This is a genomic window from Psychroflexus tropicus DSM 15496 (assembly GCF_000378765.1).
GTDB lineage: Bacteria > Bacteroidota > Bacteroidia > Flavobacteriales > Flavobacteriaceae > Psychroflexus > Psychroflexus tropicus.
Genome location: NZ_KB905343.1, coordinates 894,302 through 917,472, shown reverse-complemented (window position 1 = coordinate 917,472; position 23,171 = coordinate 894,302). Strand labels below are relative to the sequence as shown.

The window sequence follows — 23,171 nt, the reverse complement described above, 5'->3', positions numbered from 1 at the left end:
TTGATATATTAAGAATAAGTTGTACTTTTGCAGGCATTAAAATAAAATAAGTATTTATGAATCATTATGAAACTGTTTTCATCTTGAATCCCGTTTTATCTGAAGACCAGATAAAGGAAACAGTAAAGAAATACGAAGATTTTCTTGTTTCTAAAGGTGCCAAGATGGTGAACAAAGAAGATTGGGGGCTAAAGAAGTTAGCGTACCCAATCCAGCACAAAAAAAGTGGATTTTACCACTTATTTGAGTACACAGTAGATGGAGCAACCATCGAGCCCTTGGAAGTTATGTTTAGAAGAGACGAGAGAATGATGCGTTATTTGACCGTTAAACTAGACAAGCATGCTATCGACTGGGCCAAAGAAAGAGTTAAACGAATTAAAACTGGCGCGTAGGTATGGCAACAATTGAAGAACAATCGAAAGGTAAGAACGACGGTGAGATTAGATATCTAACCCCGTTAGACATTGAAACTAAAAGTAAAGTACGTTTTGACCGTTTCAAAAGAGCTGGCATCAAGTATATAGATTACAAAAATGCTGACTTTCTTATGGAATTCGTAAACGAGCAAGGCAAAATTTTACCAAGACGTTTAACAGGAACATCATTAAAAAACCAAAGAAAAGTATCTCAAGCTATTAAGCGTTCTCGCCATTTAGCTTTGATGCCTTACGTTGGTGATTTATTAAAATAAAAAGGCAAAAAATGGAAATTATACTTAAAAAAGACGTTGATAATCTTGGTTTTGCCGATGACCTTGTCACTGTTAAAAATGGATATGGTCGTAACTTTTTAATTCCGCAAGGTCTTGCAGTACTTGCAACACCTTCAGCTAAAAAAGTATTGGCAGAAAACCTTAAGCAACGTGCTTATAAAGAGAAGAAAATTGTTGATGAAGCCAAAGTACAGGCTGAAAAAGCAAAAGAACTCGATATCAAATTAACTTCAAAAACTGGTTCTGGTGATAAGCTATTTGGAAGCATTACTGCAGCAGACCTGAGAGATGAGCTAGCCAAACATGATGTTGATATTGACAAAAAATACATTACAATTTTAGGTGGAAACATCAAACGTTTAGGACAGTATGAGGCTAAACTTAGATTCCACAGAGAAGTGATACTAGACTTCACTTTTGAAGTCATCGCTGAAAATTAAATTATGATTAATATCAAATTTTAAAGCTGATCTTATTGATCAGCTTTTTTTTATGATGTTAATTCACACTAATCGAAATTAGAAACCAATAAAGCATATTGTTTTTTATTTTTACACTTATGAAATACGAAAGACTTACTCAGGAACAGCTTAAAGAAATGCACAAAGAATTCATTAATTTTTTGGCAAGTCAATCGATCACGAAAGAAGAATGGGAAGACATCAAAACCAATAAGCCACAGGTGGCCGAAGATGAATTGGATGTGTTTAGCGATCTGGTTTGGGAAGGCGTGCTGAATAAAGTGAATTACCTGGAACATTTTTCTCCGCAGCAATTATTTTTATTTGAATTCACCGACCAGTTCATTAATCTGATTGGAATAAAGATCGAAAACGAAGCTGTCGATATCAATACCAAACAAGGCTTCCAATGGTTAAGAGATAATCTATTGAACGATGATGTACAAATTTATACCTCCTCAAAACCCATCAGCGATGATAGAAATAAAGATATTTTTGCCTTGATTAAACAAGGTGCTCACATCACTAAAGGTAAACTTTATAAGTATTTTAATGAGATGGTAGAAAAGTAAATTTATTTTAGCGTTTATATAATTTTTAAACCCAAGCATGGCAAGTAGAGCTTCAATTCCAAAAGGAACCCGCGACTTTTCTCCCTTAGAAGTCAGTAAGCGTCAATATATTATATCCACCATACAAGAACACTTCAAGACTTTTGGGTTTCAACCTATAGAAACACCAACATTCGAAAACTCTGACACCTTGATGGGTAAGTACGGCGACGAAGGCGATCGTTTGATTTTTAAGATTTTGAATTCTGGCGACTATCTTAAAAAAGCAGATTCTAAAGCTTACGAAAATAAAGATAGCGTCAGCCTTTCTTCTTCAATATCAGAAAAAGCCTTAAAGTACGACCTAACCGTTCCTTTTGCCAGGTATGTAGTTCAGCATCAAAATGAAATCGACTTTCCGTTTAAGCGCTCACAAATTCAAAATGTTTATCGGGCAGACCGGCCGCAAAGAGGGCGATTCAGAGAATTTACGCAATGCGATGCCGATGTGATTGGGAGTCACAGTTTATGGCAGGAAGTAGAGTTTATCCAATTATATGATGCGGTTTTTAGCAGTTTAAAGTTGGAAGGTGTAACTATTAAGATGAATAATCGTAAAATTTTATCTGGTCTGGCTGAAGTGATTGGAGAAAGCGATAGATTGATCGATTTTACGGTAGCTCTGGATAAGTTGGATAAAATCGGTGAGGAAGGGGTCGTTAAGGAGATGTTGGAGAAAGGTATATCTGCAACAGCGATTGAAAATATCAAACCTATCTTCAATTTTAGTGGAGATTTCGGAACCAAAAAAAGTCTTTTAAAATCTTTACTGGCTCATTCTGAAATTGGATTAAAAGGCATAGAAGAACTTGAAGTTATACAAACGGCCTTAAACGAAATTCCGCTAAGTACTGCAAGTTTAGATCTTGATGTCACTCTGGCTCGTGGTTTAAATTACTACACAGGTGCTATTTTTGAAATCTCTGCACCAGAAGGTGTGAAAATGGGTTCGATAGGTGGTGGTGGACGATATGATGATCTTACTGGTATTTTTGGATTAAAGAATATGAGTGGAGTTGGTATATCATTCGGATTGGACAGAATATACCTGGTCCTTGAAGAGCTGGATTTATTTCCTGAGGAAATTAAGGAAACGACGAAAGCTTTGTTTATTAACTTCGGAAATGATGAAGCTCTATATGCTTTAAAGGCTATAACTCAACTACGAACTCATTCTATACCTACGGAATTATATCCTGATGCGGCTAAGATGAAAAAGCAAATGACCTATGCCGACAGAAGGAACATTCCTTTTGTAATACTAGCAGGAGGCACAGAGATGCAGAACGGAGTATACAATCTAAAAAACATGAAGACGGGGGAGCAGGAATCATATCAGCTTGAGGAATTAACTAAAAAACTGAAGACTACCTAAAATTTTAAGTATTTAACGCTTCATTAGATAGTGTAGATGTGAAATTCGTTTTATATTTAAATAAAAAACATGAGCAGTAAAAACCATAAATTTAGACCTTTTGAAGATGCAGCTAAAACGGAAGAGCAAGTTCATTTAGCCGATATGCACGGTGACGGAGTTCATTTTAATCGTGAAATGTTAGCTAAAGCCAAAAGAAATAAACAGATAGCTGAAGAAAAAAGACAAAAAGCACAGAGAAAGAAAAACAACAGGAAAAGCCTTTAATCTTAAAGGTTTTTTCTAATTCCAAGATTAAAGAAAGCTGACGAGAGTCAGTTTTTTTTATTGGTATTGTTTTTATCTTAGAGGGTAAATTAAAACTTATGAAAAACATCTTAGCCCTTACTGATTTTTCTGAAAACTCCCTAAATGCGATTCATTATGCTTTGCAACTGTTTGAAGGAGATTCTCTAAGCTTTTATATACTTCATTGTAAAGAACCAGATTCCACTTACTCTACGGTTGAAGTCATAGCATCTGGAAATGAAAGTTTTTATGATTCCTTATTGAAAGAAGTTAAACAACAACTCGATGAGCTAATTTCTAAGTTAAAGCTAGATTACAATATAAAATCCGTATCCTTTCACCCTCTTGTTGCTTACGATAGCTTGACCGATGCGGTAAAAAGCGTCATAGAGTCAAAGGATATCCAATTATCTGTCATGGGGACCAATGGAGTCACCAATGCCAAAGAAGTCGTGTTTGGGAGCAATACGGTAAAAATGATAAGAAATATTACACATCCTATCTTGGCCATTCCTTCAGAGTTTAAGTTCAATCCTATTCAAAATACAGTCTTACCTTTGCATGATTATGACAAAATGAGCGATAACTCTTTTAGGGATATTGTGAAGTTTATAAAGCAAGTAGGCGGTAAGGTTCACGCCTTAAGGATTTGCCCAAAGGGGGAGGCTCCATTAGAAGCCAGAACCGATGAAAAAGTTTTAACTTCATTTCTCGATCCAGTCCCTTTTGAGTATCATGCTGTGCACAATATTCCTTTAGAATACGTCGTGGATTGTTTTATACAGACGCACGATATAGATTTAATACTCTTATTAGTCAAATCTGAAGGATTTTTTAAGCGTTTTTTTATGGGCTCATCAACAAATAAAATCACCAATGACCTTAGAGTTCCTCTAATGGTGTTTCCAAACTAGATCAATTCATTAAATTTAAAATACACCTATTTTTATTCAAAATGTCAATTATGGCACAACCTCAAACGAGTCGTTGAGTTTTGGAATACAGGTAGTCCAGCCAAAAGTTTGCTTAATTTTTAGCCTTAAAGCATCCAGACTAGAGGCCTCTCCATGGACTAAATACACCTGTTCTGGAATGTTTTTTATTTTTCCTAACCATTCAATAATTTCTGCCTGGTCAGCGTGTGCAGAAAGACTTTCTATGTTTTTGACCTGTGCTTTTACAGGATAATATTTACCATAAAAGCGGATTTCATGAACTCCTTCCAAAAGCTGTCTTCCACGTGTACCTTCGGCTTGATAGCCTACCAGTAAAATGGTAGTTGCTGGGTTATCTATAAGCTGTTGTAAATAAGTCAAAACTCTTCCTCCCGTCACCATTCCACTTCCTGCAATTATAATTTTAGGTCGATTATCATCAATAACCTCCCAGGTTTCTTTGTAGGATTGAATAATCCTGAATTGATGACACATAGCTTTGAAATCTTTTGTGGATAACTTATGCCAATCAGGAAACTGCTTAAATAGATTGAGAACATTATTACCCATTGGACTATCTATAACCATTGGAATGTTTGGGATTTTATTTTTTTGATATAATTTCCAAAGTATATACATCAACGTTTGTAGCCGCTCCACAGCAAAACTCGGTATAACAAGAGTTCCTTTTTTATTGAAAGTCTCCATAATAGTTTGAGTAAGGGTCTCTTCCAGATATTCTTCAGGATGCAATTTATTGCCATACGTACTCTCTAGTACTAAAACATCCGCCCATTCAGGTTGTTTGGGCGGGTCGAGTAAATAATCATGCTGACGCCCAATATCGCCTGAAAAGACAAATCGCTTCTCAAAAATATCTAATTCTATAAAGGTTGCTCCAAGAATATGGCCGTTGTACTGAAATCGATAAGAAATGTGATCTGAGAGATGAATCCATTGGTTTTCATTTGCAGCTTCAAACTGTTTGATCGTGAGTTCAGCTTCTAACAAGCTGTAGAATGGCTTTGCAGGATTGTGTTTGGTGTACTCTTCCTCATTGGCTTTTTTAGCGTCTTCTTCATGAATTTTAGCACTATCTTTTAATATGATTTCTGCAATAGCTAGCGTTGGGGATGTCCCTATGATCTTACCCTTAAACCCCTGTTTGACCAAACGCGGTAAATAACCAACATGATCCAAATGTCCATGTGTGAGTAAAACCACGTCTATCTTTGACACTCCAATAGGTAAGTCTTGCCAATTGAGAAGCCTTAATTCTTTTAATCCCTGGAATAAACCACAATCGATGAGCAACTGTCGTTCTGGAGTTTCTATTAAAAATTTAGATCCCGTCACTTCTCTTGCGGCTCCTAAAAATCTGATGTTAGCTTTATTTTCCATGGATTAAAAAGCTTAGTGGTATAAGTTTTCTATTTCGTTTAAAATCCTTGTCTTTCTGGAGTCTGAAATTCCGAGGTGATCTAAATAAAACTTGTCATTAATTAGCATTTTACACAAGATAACAGATCTGCTGATGAGAAATTGCTTTTCACGTTGAGTAAGCAGGGTAGAAACTGTAATGGGGTAGAGGCCTAATCGGTCTATTCTATCTTTTAAACCGTTTTTTGATGGATAATCCCAACTGACCAAGTATAGGCCACAGCATTTTCCATAGTTTAATGCATCCTCGGTAAATCTTGTGTTGGTAACCAACCATCCGGGTTCTAGAGAATTACCATTTTTTGATAATTGATGCCAGTTCTCCTTGATGTCCTGGTACCTGGAATTGATATATAACGGGACTTTTACATTACAATTAAAACCTTGTTCACCATGAAACTTGCACTCGATTAAAGAAGTTTGAGAAGCTTTATGAGCAATGACATCCACTTCATGAGAGACACATTTTCCCTGCAAAACCGAACCGACTTTAGTTGTATAGCCAGAATGCTTTAATACTTCGCTGATAAAATGTTCAAAAGGAAATCCGGTGGGGCCTAACTCGTAAATCGCTTTATTGAGCTTGTATTTAGACGCAAAAACGTGTTTTTTTTCTTTAAGCATAGCAAAAGCACGATTGTAAATTTCTTTAGTTGAAATTCCCTGATAAAGTTCATCTCTTACTTTATCCAGTATCTGTTTGATGGTTTTGTCATCTGCGCCGGTACTTTTAAGTGAGTTTCTCAGCTTAGTTAAAGAAAACTTCACTTTCTCGCCGGATGATTTGATAATGTCTATATGTGGCTCCATACTTCAGCTTAAATCAGTTAAAAATATTACGAACTTAAATTTTGTTGCTCCAGATGTATTTTTCACTTGTAAAATGAAGTTGCTTTGCTAGGATGGCATCACCAAGAAAGGAATTTTAATATGAAAGCCAATCTGATGAATAGTATTTTTAAAGAACACATTTTCAAAAAAGGAATGTTTATTATTGAGCATGACAAGCAGATTGATCTTGTTTTTGATTTGAAATTCATCGATAGCTTCAGTTATTTTCATCGATTTCACTTCATGAAATAAAAAGGCGTTGCCCTTAAAAATATCTTCAAGCTCTTGTAAGTTAGACTTTTGCCTTTCACTTAGCGTATGTGCATCAGAGACGTGCATAGCATTAAGCCTGGCATGATGTTGTTCAACAATCTCTTTCAATAAGGATAGCTGAGAAGCATTAAAACGGATAGCAAGATCTGTTGGAAACAAAATTTCATGAGGATTTTCATAAGAAAACCGAGCTGGAATTGCCATGACGGGACAAGAAGCGGATTTGATTACTCTTACTGTGGTCGACCCAAAAAGAACCTCTTTAGCTCCAGTGGCTCCTTGCGTACCCATTACGATTAAGTCTATTTTAGAAGATTTTATAAACTCCTTGATGAGAGTGGTTACCGATTCAAATCTTGCATAGGTCTTAAATGTGTGTGGACTGAACTTTAATTTCTTTTCAGAAATCTTTGCTTCAAGAGTTTCTAACTCATTTTTGGATTCCTCTTCTGCAGCATCATAGTATCCGTAATCTGAAGGATACTCAAGATTATAATCTATCTTGTATATAGTGGGTGTATAAGTATTAAAAATATGAAACGTACAATCCTCATCTTTAAATAGATGAATAGCGTAAGCGATAGAATTCCATGAGTTATCTGAAAAGTCGGTTGGTAAAAGGATCTGTTTCATAGTATTGAGGTTTTAAAAGTGAAAAATTCACGTCTATTTATAGTATCATGGACTTTAGATTCCTGTATTAAAAAAAACATTCGAAAAAACGAAACAGAACATATCATAGTTAGTGATAAGGCTTAAGTTTTCCCTTACGCTTTTCTAATTGGTCCTCCAGGTCGCTTATTGTATTTTTTAATGCTAACTCATAATTTTTTTCGTTTGAAGAAGCAAATATTCTAGGTCCAGATAGACTCAACTCTATATCGCAAATGCATCCGAGACCTTTAGGGTCGTTTTCTTTTTTGATATAAACTTCTGCACGAATTATGCTTTCGTATTTTTTATATAATCGATTTAACTTTTTTGTGGCGTAAGCTTCAAAACTCTCGCTGGTGTCCATGTTGACAAATTGAATACCTAGTTCCATAGTATTGAGTTTTTAATTCATTCACCTAAAATTAAAGCATATAAGAGGCTTATCAAATGATAAAAATCAGCTTTCAAATAATTTTTTATTCGCAGGTTAAGACAAGAAGTAATAATGAATGATGATAAATGAGCATTAAATTGTATGACACTAAAAATTAAATAGAAGTAGGCAACCCTAAACAAAAAAAATCCGTTTCAGAATAGTGGTTAACTATTTCGAAACGGATTTTTAACGTGAATAAAATTAATTATGCAGTTTGATACTCGTGTTTACCTTCCTTAATTTCTTCAATCAATTTTGCGTTGAAAGCCTTTAAGTCTCCAGGATTTCTACTAGTGACCAAAGCCTCATCTACTACGACTTCTTTATCAATCCAAAGGGCTCCTGCATTTTCTAAGTCTTTTCTAATTGATGGATAAGATGTCATAGTTCTACCATCAACAACTTCTGCACTAATAAGCGACCAAGCTGCATGACAAATGGCAGCTACAGGCTTACTTTGTTTGAAGAAATCTCTAATAAAAATCAAAGCCCTTTCTTCTACTCGTAATAAATCTGGATTAATTACCCCTCCAGGTAAAACTAATGCATTATAATCTTTGGCTGAAATTTGATCTAAAGTTTTGTCTACCTTAAAACTTTCACCCCAGTTTCCATCAGTCCAGCTTCTAATATTTTCCTTACTTAAACTTACGACATCTACTTCAAACCCTTCATTTTTCAATGCTTCTAGTGGCGAATTCAATTCACTTTCTTCAAATCCATTTGTCGCTAATATTGCAATTCTTTTTTCCATTATATGTTTTTTTTAATTAGGTACAAATTAACTTATTTAGCTCTGTTTCTATTTTAATATAAGCCTAAGCTTTACAGTATTTGCGTTAAATACTATTAAAAACGATTCTAATCGTCATTCAGAAAATCAATTACAGAAAATATTTTTTAACCTGATAACTTTCTTAATAGAAGTTAGGTTTTTATCGTAAGTATGATTTATATCATTTTGCTATTCTCGTTTTGGTCTTAATTTTAGAGTAAACCTTAAAAATCTATAATTATGAGATCTATTAAATTTAGCATAATATTTGTAATGCTCTCCGTATTTGCAAGTGCTCAGACTTTAGAGAATTTGGACAACATAGCTCCTTTTAATGAAGGTTTGGCAGCGGTACAAAAAAACAATCAATGGGGATTTATAAACACCAATGGAGAACTCGTCATCAATTTCTGAAGTGACTTGGCATTGAGTTCTGACAATAGAAATTATCCTATTTCTAAAGATCACCGCTCTTTAATCACTCGTCAAAAAAACGGTATTACTTATTTTGGATTTATAAACGAAACTGGGTCGACAGTTATTGAACCTCAGTATTTAAATGCAACCAATTTTATAAATGGTAGAGCAATAGTTTTAAAACTAGATAAAATCATTGCTGGACAAAATGACGCGCTTGGTAAAAATGTTGTCTTTTATGAATATAATGAGGTGCTTATCAATCCTGAAGGTGAAATTATAGCATTCCTCAGCAAAGAGGCCAAAAATATTGTGCTGGATAAAGACTATTTAAGAAATCCTCCTCCAATTACTTTTAAGCCATTATCTCCATCTTTATTTGCTAAAATGAATAAGTCGAAGCGCTGGCTAATAAGAAAAATTGAAGATTAGATATAAATTTTATTTTTTGATTGTCTCATTTTATAACTTTTGATTGATTATGGCATTCATAGATTATTACAATATCCTTGGGCTTTCTAAAAATGCATCAGAAAGTGACATTAAAAAAGCTTATAGAAAACTGGCGCGGAAATACCATCCAGATCTCAATCCTAATGATAAGAAGGCAGAACAGAAATTTAAAAAAGTTAATGAAGCCCACGAAGTCTTGGCCAACCCTGAAAATAGAAAAAAGTACGATAAATACGGGGAGCATTGGCAGCATGCAGAAGATTATGAGAAAGCAAAACAACAGCAATCTCAACAAAAGGCATATAGCTCTTCTTATGGAAATTATTCTGATGACGAGTTTTCAGATTTTTTTAGTGAGATGTTTGGTGGTAAATCCTCCAGAGGTTCTCGCAGCCAGGTCAAATTTAGAGGTCAAGATTTTAATGCTCAATTACAATTAGACCTGAGAGAGGTGTATTCAACTCACAAGCGAACTCTTACAGTAAATAATAAAAAAATTCGGATTACCATTCCAGCAGGTGTGGAAAATGGGCAAATTATTAAAATCAAAGGGCATGGAGGAGGCGGAGCAAATGGAGGGCCTAATGGCGATTTATATATTGAATTTTCGATCACAAATAGTACGGAGTTTAAGCGAGACGGGCACAACCTTTATGTCACCAAAGATATAGATCTTTATAAAGCTTTGCTTGGTGGTGAATTGATGGTAGACACTTTTGATGGTAAGGTTAAGATCAGCGTAAAGCCAGAAACTCAAAACGGAACCAAAATTAAATTGAAAGGCAAAGGCTTTCCCAAGTACAAAAAAGAGGGGCAATTTGGAGATCTCTTTGTTAATTTCAATGTAAAAATACCTACAAACCTCTCAGCAAAAGAAAAGGAATTAGTCAAGGAATTATCAAAACTCAGGTCACATGGAATCTAATCAGCTCATATCAATTAAACAATTTTGTAATCACAATGAAGTCCCACTGCGATTCATTAGTGCACTTAAAGATTTTGATTTAATCGAAATTGTGATTGAAGATGAGGACGAATACATTTATACACAGCATCTTCACATTGTAGAGAAAATGATTCGCCTGCATTATGATCTCAATATTAATCTTGAAGGTATAGATGCAATCTATCATTTATTAAAAAAAGTGGAAGAACTCCAAAAGGAAAATCAGGTATTGAAAAACAAACTAAGAACTTACGAATCTTTTTAGACAGACCACTTATTAAAATGTGAACATAAAAAAACGGATTGTGAGGCACAATCCGTTGAAAGGAAATCGTTGATGTTGTAGCGTGGACGAGAGTTGAACTCGTGACCTCCGGGTTATGAATCCGACGCTCTAACCAACTGAGCTACCACGCCATTTTTCGGTTTGCAAAGATAATATTATCTTTTGCTTACGCAAATTTGTTTATAGAATTATTTCAACTAAAGTTTTTATACTTCACTCATTTATCCATATATTGCTTTCAATCTAAAATTCATGACAATGAGTGATAAAGTCAAATACGAAATGGAGTTTCCTATTCAAGTTTCTCCATCATTATTATATCAATATATATCTACACCATCTGGATTAAGCGAATGGTTCGCAGACAATGTTAACTCCAGAGGTGAACTTTTTACATTCATTTGGGAAGGCAGTGAAGAGCAGGCTAAATTGCTTTCGAAAAAGGCAGATGATCGTATCAAGCTAAGATGGGTCGCTGATGACGAAGATGGACTGAGTTATTTTTTTGAAATGAAAATCCAAGTGGATGAAATAACTAAAGACGTTTCTTTAATGATTACAGATTTTGCTGAAGAAGATGAAGTAGAAGAAGGAAAAATGCTTTGGGAAAATATGGTGTCTGACCTCAAACAAATTTTAGGATCCTCATAATTATTTAATTGACTATGAACGTTTTTATTAACGGAGAATTACAAGCAGAAGAAAATGCATCCTTGCAATTAGATAACCGTGGTTACAATTATGGTGATGGTTTATTTGAAACTCTGAGAGTAATCAACTCTAAAATTATGTTTTGGGAAACCCATTACTTTAGGTTGATGTCATCTATGAGAATTTTAAGGATGGATATTCCCATGAATTTTTCTCCAGAATTTTTAGAAGAAAAAATAATTGAACTCATACAAGTCAATCAGTTAGAAAAAGACGCAGTAAGAGTAAAAATCAATATTCACAGAAAAAGTGGAGGATATTATACCCCAGAAGATAACTCTGTTGGTTATATCATATCTACCTCCCCTTTGGATTCTGCTTTTTTTACACATAACGACTCACCTTATGAGGTAGAGTTATTTAAAGATCATTACATTTTATCTGGAATGTTATCTTCCATTAAATCCAACAACAAATTAGTCAATATCCTTGCTGGAGTTTACGCTAAAGAAAACGGTTTTGATAACTGCTTTTTAATTAACGAAAAGAAATCCGTTTTAGAAGTTACCAATGGAAATGTATTTATTGTTAAAGGTAACGAAATAAAAACGGCTCCATTATCTGATGGCTGTCTAAATGGTGTGATAAGAAAGCAACTTATAGAAATAATGGAAAAATCTGAAGATTTTATTTTAAAAGAAGAATCTATCTCTCCATTTGAATTGCAAAAAGCAGATGAAATTTTTTATACCAACGCAATCCAAGGGATTCAGTCTATTACAAAATACAGAAAGAAAACTTATACCAATGCTGTAGCCAAGAATCTTATTGGTAAATTAAATGCTAAAGCAAGACTGGTTGAAGTTTAATTATGGTTTGGATTTTCTGGCGCTGTAGACCATAAAAGATATTCACCTCCCAAATCTTTCATTTTTTCTTGCCAGTATTGACCATCTTTCAGAGAGTTTAAAATTTCATCTGAAGCAGTTGTAGAATCGATTATCCAGGTATTTAAATCGATCTCTGACTCTAATTGCATTGCATCCCAACCCGAATAGCCCAGGAAAAATTTAATGTTTGCCGAGGTAATTTTTTTACTATTGATTAGATCAACAATGCGATCGAAAGAGCCTCCCCAGTAAATTCCATCTTTAATCTTAACGCTATCTGTAATCAAATGCGGGACATCATGTATAAAATATAAATTCTCTTGCTCAACGGGGCCACCATTGAAAATCTTGAAATTTTCTTCAATTTCGGGAATCAATTCTTCCAGGTTAAAATCCAGTGGTTTGTTGATGATAAATCCAACAGCTCCATCATGATCTGAGTGGGCAAGAAGAATTACAGAGCGATTAAACGTCAAATCACCAATCGTGGAGGGCTCAGAAACCAATAAGTCACCTCGGTTTAGTTGAAGTTTTTCCATTGATAATGGTTTAGATTTAACAATTTAATTAAATGTATAAAAAATTATAATAAAAAAAGACCTTTTTGTAAAGGTCTTTTATGTTTTGAAATGTAAAATTTCAGACTAGTTGACTGCTTTTTGAAGATCAGAACCAGCTTTGAATTTAACTACATTTTTTGCAGCGATTTTGATAGTCTTCCCAGTTTGTGGGTTTCTACCTTCACGAGCAGCTCTTTTAGACACAGACCAAGATCCAAATCCAACTAGAGAAACACGGTCACCTTTTTTAAGAGCACCTTCTACGTTTTCTAGAAAAGACTCTAATGCTTTTTTAGCTTCAGCTTTAGTAACACCAGCATCTTCTGCCATGGCATCAATTAAATTCGTTTTGTTCATAATGTAAATTTTAAAGTTTGTTGATTAAACATTTTATTAACACATTACAAATTTATATGTAAATTATTACTGTGCAAGAAATTACCCATAAAATCCTTGCAGAATGGGCAAAAAACAGCGCTTTAGTAAAAAAAAACAATTTTTTATCATACCAAAGCCTCTTAAACAAAGTAAAAATGATTTTTCCAGCCCATGCCGTTTACTAGCGCCAGGGCTTGCATTCGTTTTTTTCCTGGCAATTGTAACTCCTTAAGGTAAACGAACCCATCATTAACAGCTACTCCAATACTCTTATGCTCTTTATCATAAAAACTACTCCCAATATTTAAAGAATGTATTTTATTGACATGCTCTACCTTGAATATTTTAACTTTTAGTGATTCATTACCTACATTTAGCTCGGTCCAGGCTGTGGGAAATGGAGTAAGGCCTCTCACAAAATTTACGATATCTTTACCATTAGCATTCCAATTAATTTTAGTGTTTTCTCTGTTTAGCTTTGGAGCAGGTTTTAAAAACTGATCATTAGGCTGAGGGATTTCCTTAAGCTCATTTCTTTCTATTTTCCTTACGGTTTCAACAACAAGTTCTCCACCAAGTGACATTAATTTATCATGAAGGCTTTCGACGTTATCTTCGTCTGAAATAGAAATCCGTTTAGAGCCGATGATATTTCCAGTATCGATTTTTTCGTCGATGAAAAAGGTCGTTACACCAGTTTCCTTTTCACCATTGATGATTGCCCAGTTTATTGGTGCTGCTCCACGATATTGTGGCAGTAGAGAGGCGTGTAAATTAAAGGTTCCGTAGGATGGATAACTCCATACTACTTTAGGAAGCATTCTAAAGGCTACGACAATAATTAAATTGGGATTAAGCCGATTAAGATCGTTTTGAAAGTCTTCAGATTTTAAATTTGTGGGCTGTAGAACTTCAAGCTGATGTTTTACAGCATATTGTTTTACGGCAGAAGATGATAAACGTTTACCTCTCCCTGCTGGTTTATCTGGGGCGGTTACAGCTCCCACAATGTTAACTTCGGCATTAATTAATTGGTCTAATATGCCGACTGCAAATTCTGGTGTACCCATGAAAAGTACGCGTAATTTATTCATAAACTATAGGTGTTTTTTTGTGTTAACTTGATTTGTCCTTTCTCAATCAGGAGTTGAAGGGTTTCTAAAATTGCTTCTTTAGGAAAATCACTCTTTTCAATAATATCTCTTGAATTTAAATCGGATTGAGCAAGTTGGGTCATTATAAAATTCTGGATGATTTTCCCCTGTTCATTATTTGGTTTATTTATTTTTTTCTCCTTTTTATTCATACAATTACTACATTGACCACAATCCAAATGATTTTGTTCACCAAAGTAGTTGAGTATGAAATTTTGAAGACAGTTATAATGTTCCTCTACATACTCCAAAACACTCCTTGCTTTTCCAAGCTTATTTTCTTGATATTGAAAAATATATTTTCGAAGTGGATTTAAGGTATATTGATCTTCTCTTGGTTTGATCAAAGTAATGCTTAGATCTTGTTTTATAAAGTCAGCTTCAAGCAACCCATGTTTTTCCAAAGCTTCCAGTTGAGCAATGACTTCTTTCTCGTTATATCCCGTTTTTTTCTGAAGCAATTGTGTATTGATATTCAATTCCTGCTCGAAGACCCCTCCATAAGTTCTAAGTAGTGTTCTTATTAATAAAGCGAATTGGGTATGATGGTTTATAAAGTCGATTAATCGCTCGCTGGATACCAAAAATTTTAGCCTGGTTTTTTTTTGAAAGGACTTATCTAAACTTATCACACTTAGACGATCCAATAAATTTAATGTATTGAAGGTGAGAATAGTATGAAGCTTATATTTTGAGCAAAATTCATGAAAATTAAAATCATGAGTAGTCTCTTGACCCTCTCCATAGGCGATTCTGAAATGCTTCATCATCGATTTATAGACAACCTGAACGGTTTCAAATTGAGGAATGGTCTTTATAAATTGATTGGTAAGCCGTTGTTTATCGCTATCGTTATAAAGCATCATAGCTTGAGCGGCCTTACCATCCCTTCCAGCTCTTCCGGCTTCCTGATAGTAACTTTCAAGGCTTTCTGGCAGATGATAATGAATAACGAGCCTTACATTGGATTTATCAATCCCCATTCCGAAGGCATTGGTGGCTACCATTACAGGAGTTTCCTCTGTTAGCCATGAGACCAAACGCTTTTGTTTATCGTTTGTAGAGACACCACCATGATAAAAAGTGGCCTTGAGTCCTTTTTTATTTAAGAAGCTAGATAATTCTTGACAGGTTGACCTATTACGAACATAAACAATACTGCTGGAATTAGATGATTTTAAAGAGGAGTAGAGCTCATTGATTTTATCATAGGAATACCGCTTTAGAAAAGCTATATTTTCTCGTTTAAAACTCTCCTCAATAATTTTGGGCTGGTGAAGTTCAAGTTCTTCCTGAATGTCTTTCTTAACCTGTTTTGTTGCAGTTGCCGTTAGTGCTATTATAGGAACCTTGGGTTGTAATTCTTTTAATTTATGAATTTCTTTGTAAGCTGGCCTAAAATCATGACCCCATTGAGAAATACAATGGGCTTCGTCAACTGCTATCAAATTGACATTCATTTTCAAAATGCGCTGTTGAACTAGTTCCTGCTGAAGGCGTTCTGGCGACAGATATAAAAACTTATAATTACCATATACACAATTATCTAGTTTTTGATCTATTTCTTTGAAGGACATCCCGCTTTTTAAGAGTTGAGCCTTAATTCCTTTTGTCTTTAAATTTTCTACCTGGTCTTCCATCAATGCTACCAATGGAGAAATAACGATGCAGATGCCCGGCATTGCTAAAGCTGGAACTTGAAAGCAAATAGATTTCCCACCACCTGTAGGAAGGAAAACGCAAGTGTCTTGACTCTCCAGGACAGATTGAATTGCAATTTTCTGGGAAGATTTAAAGTCTTCAAAACCCCAGTATTGCTTTAAGATGTCCCGAGGAGAGATATTCATGCGTATTGAGTTTCATTCAATATAAAGTTGATTCGATCTTCAACTCTGGTTTTAGGAACCTCAATTAAGTTGTATCCTAATTCTTTATATGTTGAAATAAGAACATCTTGTAGTTGCTTTGCTAACTCCAGACCTTCAAATCTTTCACTATCTGTAGTATAAATCGAATTCCATATGGGGAACAAGAAGACCTTGTCATAAACGTAACTTTTATTCGCTTCTCTAAACGCTTTAGGATAATCTTGTCCAAAATGATCCATGTATGCAGTGACGTCCGGGATGCCTCTATCTATGAAAACATGTTGAGCAGATAAATTTTCAGCCTCCTCAAATTGCTTAATTCTTCCCTTTAGTAACATTTCGCTAAATTTTAGAGGATTGTCGAGGAAAAGATGATCAATACCCAGTTGTCTTGCTTCAAGAGTGACTTCTCTAGATATTTCTGGAAAACACCAATAGCCTTTATCGGTTAAGGCTTCTAAAACTGAAGATTTCCCGGTACTCGGACCACCGATTAATAGGTTTTTAACGGGCTTAAATTTGGTCATAGATTAATAGTGATAGAATTTATAAAAATAGGTAATAACAGTATATTTGCATAAAATAACAGATCATGATGTCCGATAAATCTTCAGAGGAATTTTATATAAAATTGCGTAAAAGGCTAAAGAAAACAAGTGACTGGCCTGCACCTTACCTTTATAAATTCATTGTTCCTTCTTCAGATCAAGAAAATTTAGATCATTTAATCTCTATTTTTGATAATCTAGGAGCTGTTATTTCAACAAAAAAATCTTCAAAGGGCAAATATACCAGCGTTTCAATAAATGTCACGCTAAATTCTCCAGATATTGTGATTGAAAAATATAAAGAAGTAGGTGAAAAGATAGAGAATGTGATATCTCTATAACGAGACTGAAATTAAATGCTTATTTTGCAAATCTTATTTAAAACAAAGACCATTGATAACTTACTTAGAATACAATTCTGAAAGAAACGATCTTAAAATACCAGAATACGGAAGGCACATTCAGAAAATGGTAGAGTATGCCAAAACTATTGAAGATGATGAAAAGCGAAACAAAACCGCAAAAAGCATTATCGATGTCATGGGGAATATGAATCCTCACCTTAGAGATGTACCAGATTTTCAGCATAAACTTTGGGACCAGTTATTTATCATAAGTAATTTTGAACTGGATGTAGATTCTCCTTTCCCGAAACCATCCCGAGAGGAACTTTACTCAAGACCAGAGCCTCTAGCTTATCCACAAAATTTTCCAAAATATAGGTTTTACGGGAATAATATAAAACGGATGATTGATGAGGCCATTAAAATTGAAGATGGTGAAATGAAAGAGGGCTTGATGTATAATATTGCCAACCACATGAAAAAATGTTATTTGAACTGGAATAAAGATTCAGTTTCAGATAAGATAATATTCGACCATCTTAGAGAGCTTAGTAATGGTAAACTGGATTTAAAAGCAGATACAGATGAGTTGAGCGATGCGAACACTTTGGTAAAACAAGCTAATAAACGCTCGAAGCCTCAAAAGAAAAACTTTAAGAATAATAATCGCAATCGCAAACGCAAGTATTAAATGGCAACTTTTCAGATTGAAGGAGGACATCAGCTAAAAGGTGAAATCCAGCCTCAGGGGGCGAAAAACGAAGCTTTACAAATTCTTTGTGCAGTATTACTAACCTCCGATGAAATCAAAATTCATAACATTCCAGACATTCGAGATGTCAATAAACTGATTGAGATTTTAGGCAACCTCGGTGTAAAGATTCAAAAGTTGGGTAAAGGAAGCTATTCCTTTAAGTCAGATGAATTGAATCTGGAGTACTTAGAAAGTCAGAAATTTAAAGAGGAGGGAAGTAGCCTTAGAGGTTCAATCATGATTGTAGGTCCACTTTTAGGTCGTTTTGGTAAAGGATATATTCCCAGACCAGGAGGCGATAAAATTGGCCGTCGACGTTTGGATACTCACTTTGGTGGTTTTATTGAACTCGGAGCCAAATTTAGATACAACAAAGAAGAGCGCTTTTACGGTGTTGAGGCCCCTGATGGTCTTAAAGGTAAAGATATGCTTCTGGAAGAAGCCTCTGTTACGGGGACGGCTAACATTTTGATGGCAGCAGTACTTGCTGAAGGAACTACCACGATTTATAATGCGGCCTGTGAGCCCTATATTCAGCAACTATCAAAAATGCTAGTGTCTATGGGAGCTAAAATTGAAGGGATTGGATCCAATCTGCTGAAAATTAAGGGTGTTGAAGCTTTAACTGGATGCGAACATCGGGTTTTGCCAGATATGATTGAAATTGGCTCCTGGATTGGACTGGCAGCCATGACCAAAAGTGAAATTACCATAAAAAATGTAAGCTGGGATGACTTAGGTATAATTCCTGTGACTTTCAAAAAACTTGGGATTCAACTTGAGCGTAAAGGCGATGACATCTATATTCCTGCACATGAAGATGGATACGAAGTCGCTTCGTTTATCGATGGTTCTATCATGAACATCAGTGATGCGCCTTGGCCTGGCTTTACTCCAGATTTATTAAGTATTATGCTGGTTGTGGCCACTCAGGCCAGAGGAAGTGTTTTGATTCATCAGAAAATGTTTGAGAGCAGATTGTTCTTTGTGGATAAGCTCATCGATATGGGTGCAAAAATTATCCTTTGCGATCCGCATCGGGCCACAGTGATTGGGCACGACTTTGAGTCTCAACTCAAAGCTACAACGATGACCAGTCCCGATATTAGAGCTGGAATTTCATTATTGATAGCTGCACTTTCTGCTAAAGGAACGTCTACGATTCACAATATTGAACAGATCGATAGAGGATACGAAAATATTGATGGTAGATTGAAAGCCATAGGCGCTAAAATCAATCGCTACGATTAGTTTAATCTTTCTTTTCTAAATGATACATCACTTGAGTGAAAATGGCCAAAACCTTAGTTTTGGTCTTTTTTTTAACCTCTAACTGATGCTTTTCGAACAATGCCTCCCATTCAGCCTCAGATTTATTGGTATGGGGATGAACTCTAAACTCCATATTCACAAGCGAATCCATAAACCAGGTTAATCGTTTCATGACCCAGTTGGAATACACATCTTCCAGAACGATTATTTTATGTTTAGAGACACGAACCGCTTCTGCAAACACCTGATCAGGGTCTTGACAATGGTGTAAAATCGTAATCAGCATGGAGGCCTCAAAACTATGATCTTCAAAAGGAAGATCCCTACCGTTATAAATAATAGGATTAATTTGGGAATGGGTTGTTTTATCCACCACATCTACAGTACTCACATCAAAACCATTTTTTATCAGGTAATTGGCAAAACTCCCGCTACCGGTGCCAATATCCAAAACAGTCTCTCTATGGTCGATAAAATCACCTAACAATTTCGCTTTGAAAATCGACCTCCGCTTATCTTTAAGGGTAGAAATGAATCTGTAGAAAGACATATCACTTTTTTCGCAATCTATGAAGATGTACGGATAAACGCCTTAAAAAGTTTACATTTAGATTCTAAAAGGTAATTTATGGGTAAAATTCGTTTTTTATTGAAAGAGGTGGCAGGTAGCTTTTGGTTTGTTCCTGTACTTATTATTTTATTTTCAATCGCTTTGGCTTCAGGACTTATCGTCATAGATCGCTCTGTGGACATCGCCTCTTTGAAGTACTTCAGTTTTATCATTACAGAAAGTGCAGATTCGGCCAGAAGCGTTTTGTCTACTATTTCTGGTGCGATGATAGGAGTGGCCGGAACTGTCTTTTCAATTACCCTGGTGGCTCTTACTCTGGCCTCCTCACAATTTGGGTCTCGCTTGCTCAAGAATTTTATGCACGAACGCCTTAATCAGGTGGTGCTTGGTACATATGTCTCTACATACGTGTACTGTCTTATTGTGCTAAATGTGGTAAAAGAAAATGAAACTGAGACTTTTATCCCTACCTTATCCATTCTGGTCGCTATTCTCATTGCCATAGGAAATATTGTCCTGTTGATTATTTTTATTCACTTTATTTCGACGAGTATACAGGCCGAAAAGGTTATTTCTGATATTTCTACAGCCTTGATGAAAAACATAGAAAGCATTTTCTCCGAGGAACTTGAAGGTGATGAAGAACCTACAGAGCACAGTAAAGATTTGGATCATTACCTTGAAGATTTCCCGAATGTTAAAACCCTTCTAGCTCCCCAAAGCGGTTATTTGCAATATTTGCATAGCCAATCCCTTTTTGAAGCGGCCAAAGCCAATGATTATATCATCGTGTCCTTGCATCGGGTGGGAAGTTACCTTGTAAAAGGAGAGTCGATGTTAAAGTTATACTCTAAATCTGAATTTACAGAAGAGTCTGTCATGGATTTTGGAGATAATTTTGTGATTGGAAATGCCAGAACGCGTCAGCAGGACGCCGAGCATTCTATTCATCAGATGGTGGAGATCGCCTGTAGAGCCTTATCACCAGGGGTTAATGATCCTTTTACGGCGATTTCCTGTATCGATAATCTTACCTCCACCATGTGTTACCTCACCCACGTTAAGTTTCCTTCCAAATATAAATTTGATGAAGAAGACCAGCTGAGATACGCTTACATTCCTTTGACTTATCAGGGTATGCTGGATGCTGCTTTTTTACAAATCAGACAGTTTTCTAAAGGTAGTCCTGCAGTGGTCATTCGTCTTATGGAGGCCATGATCAAAATCCACAATTTTACAACCTTTTCTACACATAAAAACGCAGTTAAAGAGCACGCTCAGATGATTCTAAAGGTAGCAGAAGACTCCTTCGAAGACAGCCATGACCTAGAAGATATGCGCAGCCGGAGTCATCATATTTTAAATACTGAGGAGCAATAGCTTTTTTTGTTGAGTTAGTTTACTGTTTTCGATGTGCAATGCATTGTCTCTTCAGGAGATATGATTTTGTCGATTGGACGAATGTTAATTAACTAGGATATATTCCAATAAATTGGAATATATCCTAAATTTGTAGAAAAAGTAAGTATGCTACATTTGGTTCATCAGGCCAATCGAGCCTTGGAAATTTATCCTCCAGATCTATCCAGAAGCTTGGATTTACCATTTGTAAATCAAGGGATTAGTGCAGGATTTCCAAGTCCAGCTGACGATTTCCTGGATATCAAAATCGATCTAAACCGAGAGTTCATCAAAAACCCAAACGCTACCTTTTACGCTCGCGTAAGGGGAAAGAGTATGATAGGAGCGGGGCTCAACGACGGAGACTTGCTTATTATTGATAGAAGCCTTGAACCCGGGAACAAAAAAATAGCTGTTTGTTTTATCGACGGTGAATTCACGGTGAAGCGGATCAAAAAAGAAAAAGAGATCATTTGGCTTATGCCCGAAAATAAAGAATACGAACCAATAAGAGTGACTGCCGACAATGAGTTTATTATCTGGGGGGTAGTCACTACCGTGATTAAAAAAGTAGACTGATGTTTGCCCTGGTAGACTGTAATAATTTTTATGCGTCCTGCGAGCGAGTATTCAATCCTAGCTTGCGAGATCAACCTGTGGTGATTCTCTCCAATAACGATGGTTGTGTGATTGCCAGAAGTAACGAAGCTAAGGCTCTGGGAATACCCATGGGAGCACCTACCCATAAATTTGAGACTCTATTTAAAAAGCATAACATCCGGGTGTTTTCCTCTAACTATGCCCTGTACGGCGACATGAGTGCCAGAGTGATGAATATCCTCTCTACCTTTACTCCAGATATTGAAATCTACAGCATTGATGAGTCCTTTTTGGAGTTCAGCGGGTTCGGTAATTATGATATGCAAAGCTATTGCGAGAAAATGAAGTATGTGGTTGAAAAATCGACGGGCATTCCTATCAGTATAGGTCTAGCTCCTACGAAAGCGCTGAGTAAAATCGCCAATCGTATTGCTAAAAAATTTCCCGATCGTACTAAGGGTGTTTTCATCATGAAGGATGATACTGCACGTATAAAAGCTTTGAAGTGGCTTAAAATTGAAGACGTTTGGGGCATAGGTCGCCAACACGCGCTACGTCTCAAAAAACATAACATTCATACCGCTTATGATTTCTCTGAATTGCCAGACGAATGGGTAAGAAAGCAAATGAGTGTTGTGGGCTTGCGTCTTAAGAAAGAGCTGCAGGGTCGGCGGACCTTAGAGCTGGAAACCCCAGCCAATAAAAAAGCCATCGCTACCACCCGTTCATTCGATAAGCAGTATAAAGACTTTGATTATGTACGAGAACGGGTGAGTAGTTTTGCAATCAAATCGGCAGAGAAATTACGACGCCAGGGGAGTTGTTGCCAGATGGTGTACGTCTTCCTAAAAACCAATAAGTTTCGTCAGGACCTGCCTCAGTACCAGAATAGCATTGTGGTGCAAACAGGATATCCTACCAATTCCAGCATAGATCTGGTCAAGTTTGCTGTAGAAGGGCTAAAAAAGATTTACCACCCTGACTATTATTATAAAAAGGCAGGAGTCATTGTGATGGGACTGGTTCCTGAGAATGAAAGGCAATTGGCCTTTTTTACCGCAGAAAATCCTAAACATAAGGAATTGATGCATAAAATTGACCGGCTAAATGGAGTATATGGCACAGGTGCAGTGCGTTTGGGAAGCCAGGATCTGGGAAGGGTTTGGAAAATGAGAAGAGAGCGACTTTCCCAGGCCTATACGACAAGCCTGAATCATGTGATTGAAGTGAAAGTGGGTAAGGCCAAGAAAAATAAGGGCTCCCCAAAACTTAGGGCATTGTGAA

Annotated in this window: 30 protein-coding genes and 1 tRNA gene; 19 read left to right on the top strand and 12 right to left on the bottom strand. The window is 35.9% G+C overall.

What is annotated here, in order from left to right:
- Window positions 1–56 precede the first annotated feature (56 nt).
- The 7 genes from rpsF (at window position 57) to F598_RS0109180 (ending at window position 4,364) form a co-directional block, all read left to right on the top strand.
- Window positions 57–395, top strand: coding sequence for a 30S ribosomal protein S6 (gene rpsF / locus F598_RS0109210; protein WP_019038760.1), 339 nt, complete (start codon window positions 57–59; stop codon window positions 393–395).
- A 2-nt stretch (window positions 396–397) separates the two neighbouring features.
- On the top strand, window positions 398–694 hold the full coding sequence (gene rpsR, locus F598_RS0109205) for a 30S ribosomal protein S18 (protein WP_019038759.1): 297 nt from the start codon (window positions 398–400) through the stop codon (window positions 692–694).
- An 11-nt stretch (window positions 695–705) separates the two neighbouring features.
- Window positions 706–1,155, top strand: coding sequence for a 50S ribosomal protein L9 (gene rplI / locus F598_RS0109200; RefSeq protein WP_019038758.1), 450 nt, complete (start codon window positions 706–708; stop codon window positions 1,153–1,155).
- Between the two features lie 119 nt (window positions 1,156–1,274).
- Entirely contained in the window at window positions 1,275–1,748 is a 474-nt protein-coding gene (locus F598_RS0109195; RefSeq protein ID WP_019038757.1) for a DUF6495 family protein, read from the top strand.
- 37 nt (window positions 1,749–1,785) lie between these two features.
- Entirely contained in the window at window positions 1,786–3,162 is a 1,377-nt protein-coding gene (gene hisS, locus F598_RS0109190) for a histidine--tRNA ligase (protein ID WP_019038756.1), read from the top strand.
- Window positions 3,163–3,231: 69 nt separating this feature from the next.
- A complete protein-coding gene (locus tag F598_RS0109185) occupies window positions 3,232–3,429 on the top strand; it encodes a hypothetical protein (protein WP_019038755.1) in 198 nt (65 codons plus the stop codon).
- Window positions 3,430–3,527: 98 nt separating this feature from the next.
- Window positions 3,528–4,364, top strand: coding sequence for a universal stress protein (locus F598_RS0109180; RefSeq protein ID WP_019038754.1), 837 nt, complete (start codon window positions 3,528–3,530; stop codon window positions 4,362–4,364).
- 48 nt (window positions 4,365–4,412) lie between these two features.
- On the opposite strand, the gene F598_RS0109175 is transcribed toward F598_RS0109180, so the two are convergent.
- The 5 genes from F598_RS0109175 to F598_RS0109155 all read right to left on the bottom strand — a co-directional run bounded on the left by F598_RS0109175 (window position 4,413) and on the right by F598_RS0109155 (window position 8,773).
- Complete coding sequence (locus F598_RS0109175) at window positions 4,413–5,786, bottom strand: MBL fold metallo-hydrolase RNA specificity domain-containing protein (RefSeq protein ID WP_019038753.1); 1,374 nt, start codon at window positions 5,784–5,786, stop codon at window positions 4,413–4,415.
- A gap of 12 nt (window positions 5,787–5,798) precedes the next feature.
- The gene (locus F598_RS0109170) at window positions 5,799–6,635 is read right to left on the bottom strand and encodes an ATP cone domain-containing protein (protein ID WP_019038752.1); all 837 of its coding nucleotides are present in this window, start codon (window positions 6,633–6,635) and stop codon (window positions 5,799–5,801) included.
- A gap of 87 nt (window positions 6,636–6,722) precedes the next feature.
- Window positions 6,723–7,562, bottom strand: a complete 840-nt coding sequence (locus F598_RS0109165) for a universal stress protein (protein WP_019038751.1) — start codon at window positions 7,560–7,562, stop codon at window positions 6,723–6,725.
- Between the two features lie 109 nt (window positions 7,563–7,671).
- Complete coding sequence (gene hpf / locus F598_RS0109160) at window positions 7,672–7,974, bottom strand: ribosome hibernation-promoting factor, HPF/YfiA family (protein WP_019038750.1); 303 nt, start codon at window positions 7,972–7,974, stop codon at window positions 7,672–7,674.
- A 250-nt stretch (window positions 7,975–8,224) separates the two neighbouring features.
- Entirely contained in the window at window positions 8,225–8,773 is a 549-nt protein-coding gene (locus tag F598_RS0109155) for a type 1 glutamine amidotransferase domain-containing protein (RefSeq protein ID WP_019038749.1), read from the bottom strand.
- Window positions 8,774–9,034: 261 nt separating this feature from the next.
- Between F598_RS0109155 and F598_RS15630 the strand changes: the two genes are divergently transcribed.
- The 4 genes from F598_RS15630 to F598_RS0109140 are packed head-to-tail and all read left to right on the top strand — an operon-like array spanning window position 9,035 to window position 10,875.
- On the top strand, window positions 9,035–9,208 hold the full coding sequence (locus F598_RS15630; protein ID WP_083925451.1) for a WG repeat-containing protein: 174 nt from the start codon (window positions 9,035–9,037) through the stop codon (window positions 9,206–9,208).
- A 6-nt stretch (window positions 9,209–9,214) separates the two neighbouring features.
- Window positions 9,215–9,643, top strand: coding sequence for a WG repeat-containing protein (locus tag F598_RS14785; RefSeq protein WP_083925450.1), 429 nt, complete (start codon window positions 9,215–9,217; stop codon window positions 9,641–9,643).
- A 49-nt stretch (window positions 9,644–9,692) separates the two neighbouring features.
- On the top strand, window positions 9,693–10,589 hold the full coding sequence (locus F598_RS0109145) for a DnaJ C-terminal domain-containing protein (RefSeq protein WP_019038746.1): 897 nt from the start codon (window positions 9,693–9,695) through the stop codon (window positions 10,587–10,589).
- Window positions 10,579–10,875, top strand: coding sequence for a chaperone modulator CbpM (locus tag F598_RS0109140; protein ID WP_019038745.1), 297 nt, complete (start codon window positions 10,579–10,581; stop codon window positions 10,873–10,875). The genes F598_RS0109145 and F598_RS0109140 overlap by 11 nt, the downstream gene beginning before the upstream one ends.
- A gap of 78 nt (window positions 10,876–10,953) precedes the next feature.
- Here F598_RS0109140 and F598_RS0109135 read toward each other — a convergent pair.
- A tRNA-Met gene (locus F598_RS0109135) sits at window positions 10,954–11,027 on the bottom strand.
- Between the two features lie 127 nt (window positions 11,028–11,154).
- Between F598_RS0109135 and F598_RS0109130 the strand changes: the two genes are divergently transcribed.
- Together F598_RS0109130 and F598_RS0109125 are read left to right on the top strand one after the other, a co-directional pair.
- Window positions 11,155–11,547, top strand: a complete 393-nt coding sequence (locus F598_RS0109130; protein WP_019038744.1) for an START-like domain-containing protein — start codon at window positions 11,155–11,157, stop codon at window positions 11,545–11,547.
- Window positions 11,548–11,561: 14 nt separating this feature from the next.
- Window positions 11,562–12,416: an aminotransferase class IV gene (locus tag F598_RS0109125; protein WP_019038743.1), complete on the top strand. Its 855-nt coding sequence runs from the start codon at window positions 11,562–11,564 to the stop codon at window positions 12,414–12,416.
- On the opposite strand, the gene F598_RS0109120 is transcribed toward F598_RS0109125, so the two are convergent.
- The 5 genes from F598_RS0109120 to F598_RS0109100 all read right to left on the bottom strand — a co-directional run bounded on the left by F598_RS0109120 (window position 12,413) and on the right by F598_RS0109100 (window position 16,924).
- Entirely contained in the window at window positions 12,413–12,976 is a 564-nt protein-coding gene (locus F598_RS0109120; RefSeq protein ID WP_019038742.1) for a YqgE/AlgH family protein, read from the bottom strand. The genes F598_RS0109125 and F598_RS0109120 overlap by 4 nt on opposite strands.
- Before the next feature lie 105 nt (window positions 12,977–13,081).
- Entirely contained in the window at window positions 13,082–13,354 is a 273-nt protein-coding gene (locus F598_RS0109115) for an HU family DNA-binding protein (RefSeq protein ID WP_003438613.1), read from the bottom strand.
- A 161-nt stretch (window positions 13,355–13,515) separates the two neighbouring features.
- On the bottom strand, window positions 13,516–14,469 hold the full coding sequence (fmt, locus tag F598_RS0109110; RefSeq protein WP_026302625.1) for a methionyl-tRNA formyltransferase: 954 nt from the start codon (window positions 14,467–14,469) through the stop codon (window positions 13,516–13,518).
- On the bottom strand, window positions 14,466–16,376 hold the full coding sequence (locus F598_RS0109105; protein WP_019038740.1) for a RecQ family ATP-dependent DNA helicase: 1,911 nt from the start codon (window positions 16,374–16,376) through the stop codon (window positions 14,466–14,468). The genes fmt and F598_RS0109105 overlap by 4 nt, the downstream gene beginning before the upstream one ends.
- Window positions 16,373–16,924, bottom strand: a complete 552-nt coding sequence (locus F598_RS0109100) for an AAA family ATPase (protein ID WP_019038739.1) — start codon at window positions 16,922–16,924, stop codon at window positions 16,373–16,375. Before F598_RS0109100 ends, F598_RS0109105 begins: the two co-directional genes overlap by 4 nt.
- 65 nt (window positions 16,925–16,989) lie before the next feature.
- Here F598_RS0109100 and F598_RS0109095 point away from each other — a divergent pair, with 65 nt between their 5' ends.
- Genes F598_RS0109095 through murA form a run of 3 tightly spaced genes read left to right on the top strand, consistent with a single transcriptional unit; the run spans window position 16,990 to window position 19,294 of the window.
- Window positions 16,990–17,286, top strand: coding sequence for a DUF493 family protein (locus F598_RS0109095; protein ID WP_026302624.1), 297 nt, complete (start codon window positions 16,990–16,992; stop codon window positions 17,284–17,286).
- A 52-nt stretch (window positions 17,287–17,338) separates the two neighbouring features.
- On the top strand, window positions 17,339–17,980 hold the full coding sequence (locus tag F598_RS0109090; protein WP_019038737.1) for a DUF4290 domain-containing protein: 642 nt from the start codon (window positions 17,339–17,341) through the stop codon (window positions 17,978–17,980).
- On the top strand, window positions 17,981–19,294 hold the full coding sequence (gene murA, locus F598_RS0109085; protein ID WP_019038736.1) for a UDP-N-acetylglucosamine 1-carboxyvinyltransferase: 1,314 nt from the start codon (window positions 17,981–17,983) through the stop codon (window positions 19,292–19,294). It begins immediately after the preceding gene.
- Between the two features lies 1 nt (window position 19,295).
- Here the strand turns inward: murA and F598_RS14555 are convergent, their stop codons facing one another.
- On the bottom strand, window positions 19,296–19,865 hold the full coding sequence (locus tag F598_RS14555; protein WP_019038735.1) for a class I SAM-dependent methyltransferase: 570 nt from the start codon (window positions 19,863–19,865) through the stop codon (window positions 19,296–19,298).
- A gap of 78 nt (window positions 19,866–19,943) precedes the next feature.
- Between F598_RS14555 and F598_RS0109075 the strand changes: the two genes are divergently transcribed.
- From F598_RS0109075 to F598_RS0109065, 3 genes are all read left to right on the top strand, one after another.
- The gene (locus F598_RS0109075; RefSeq protein ID WP_019038734.1) at window positions 19,944–21,266 is read left to right on the top strand and encodes a DUF2254 domain-containing protein; all 1,323 of its coding nucleotides are present in this window, start codon (window positions 19,944–19,946) and stop codon (window positions 21,264–21,266) included.
- 147 nt (window positions 21,267–21,413) lie between these two features.
- The gene (locus tag F598_RS0109070) at window positions 21,414–21,866 is read left to right on the top strand and encodes a LexA family protein (RefSeq protein WP_019038733.1); all 453 of its coding nucleotides are present in this window, start codon (window positions 21,414–21,416) and stop codon (window positions 21,864–21,866) included.
- On the top strand, window positions 21,866–23,170 hold the full coding sequence (locus F598_RS0109065) for a Y-family DNA polymerase (RefSeq protein WP_019038732.1): 1,305 nt from the start codon (window positions 21,866–21,868) through the stop codon (window positions 23,168–23,170). Before F598_RS0109070 ends, F598_RS0109065 begins: the two co-directional genes overlap by 1 nt.
- Window position 23,171: the final 1 nt, after the last annotated feature.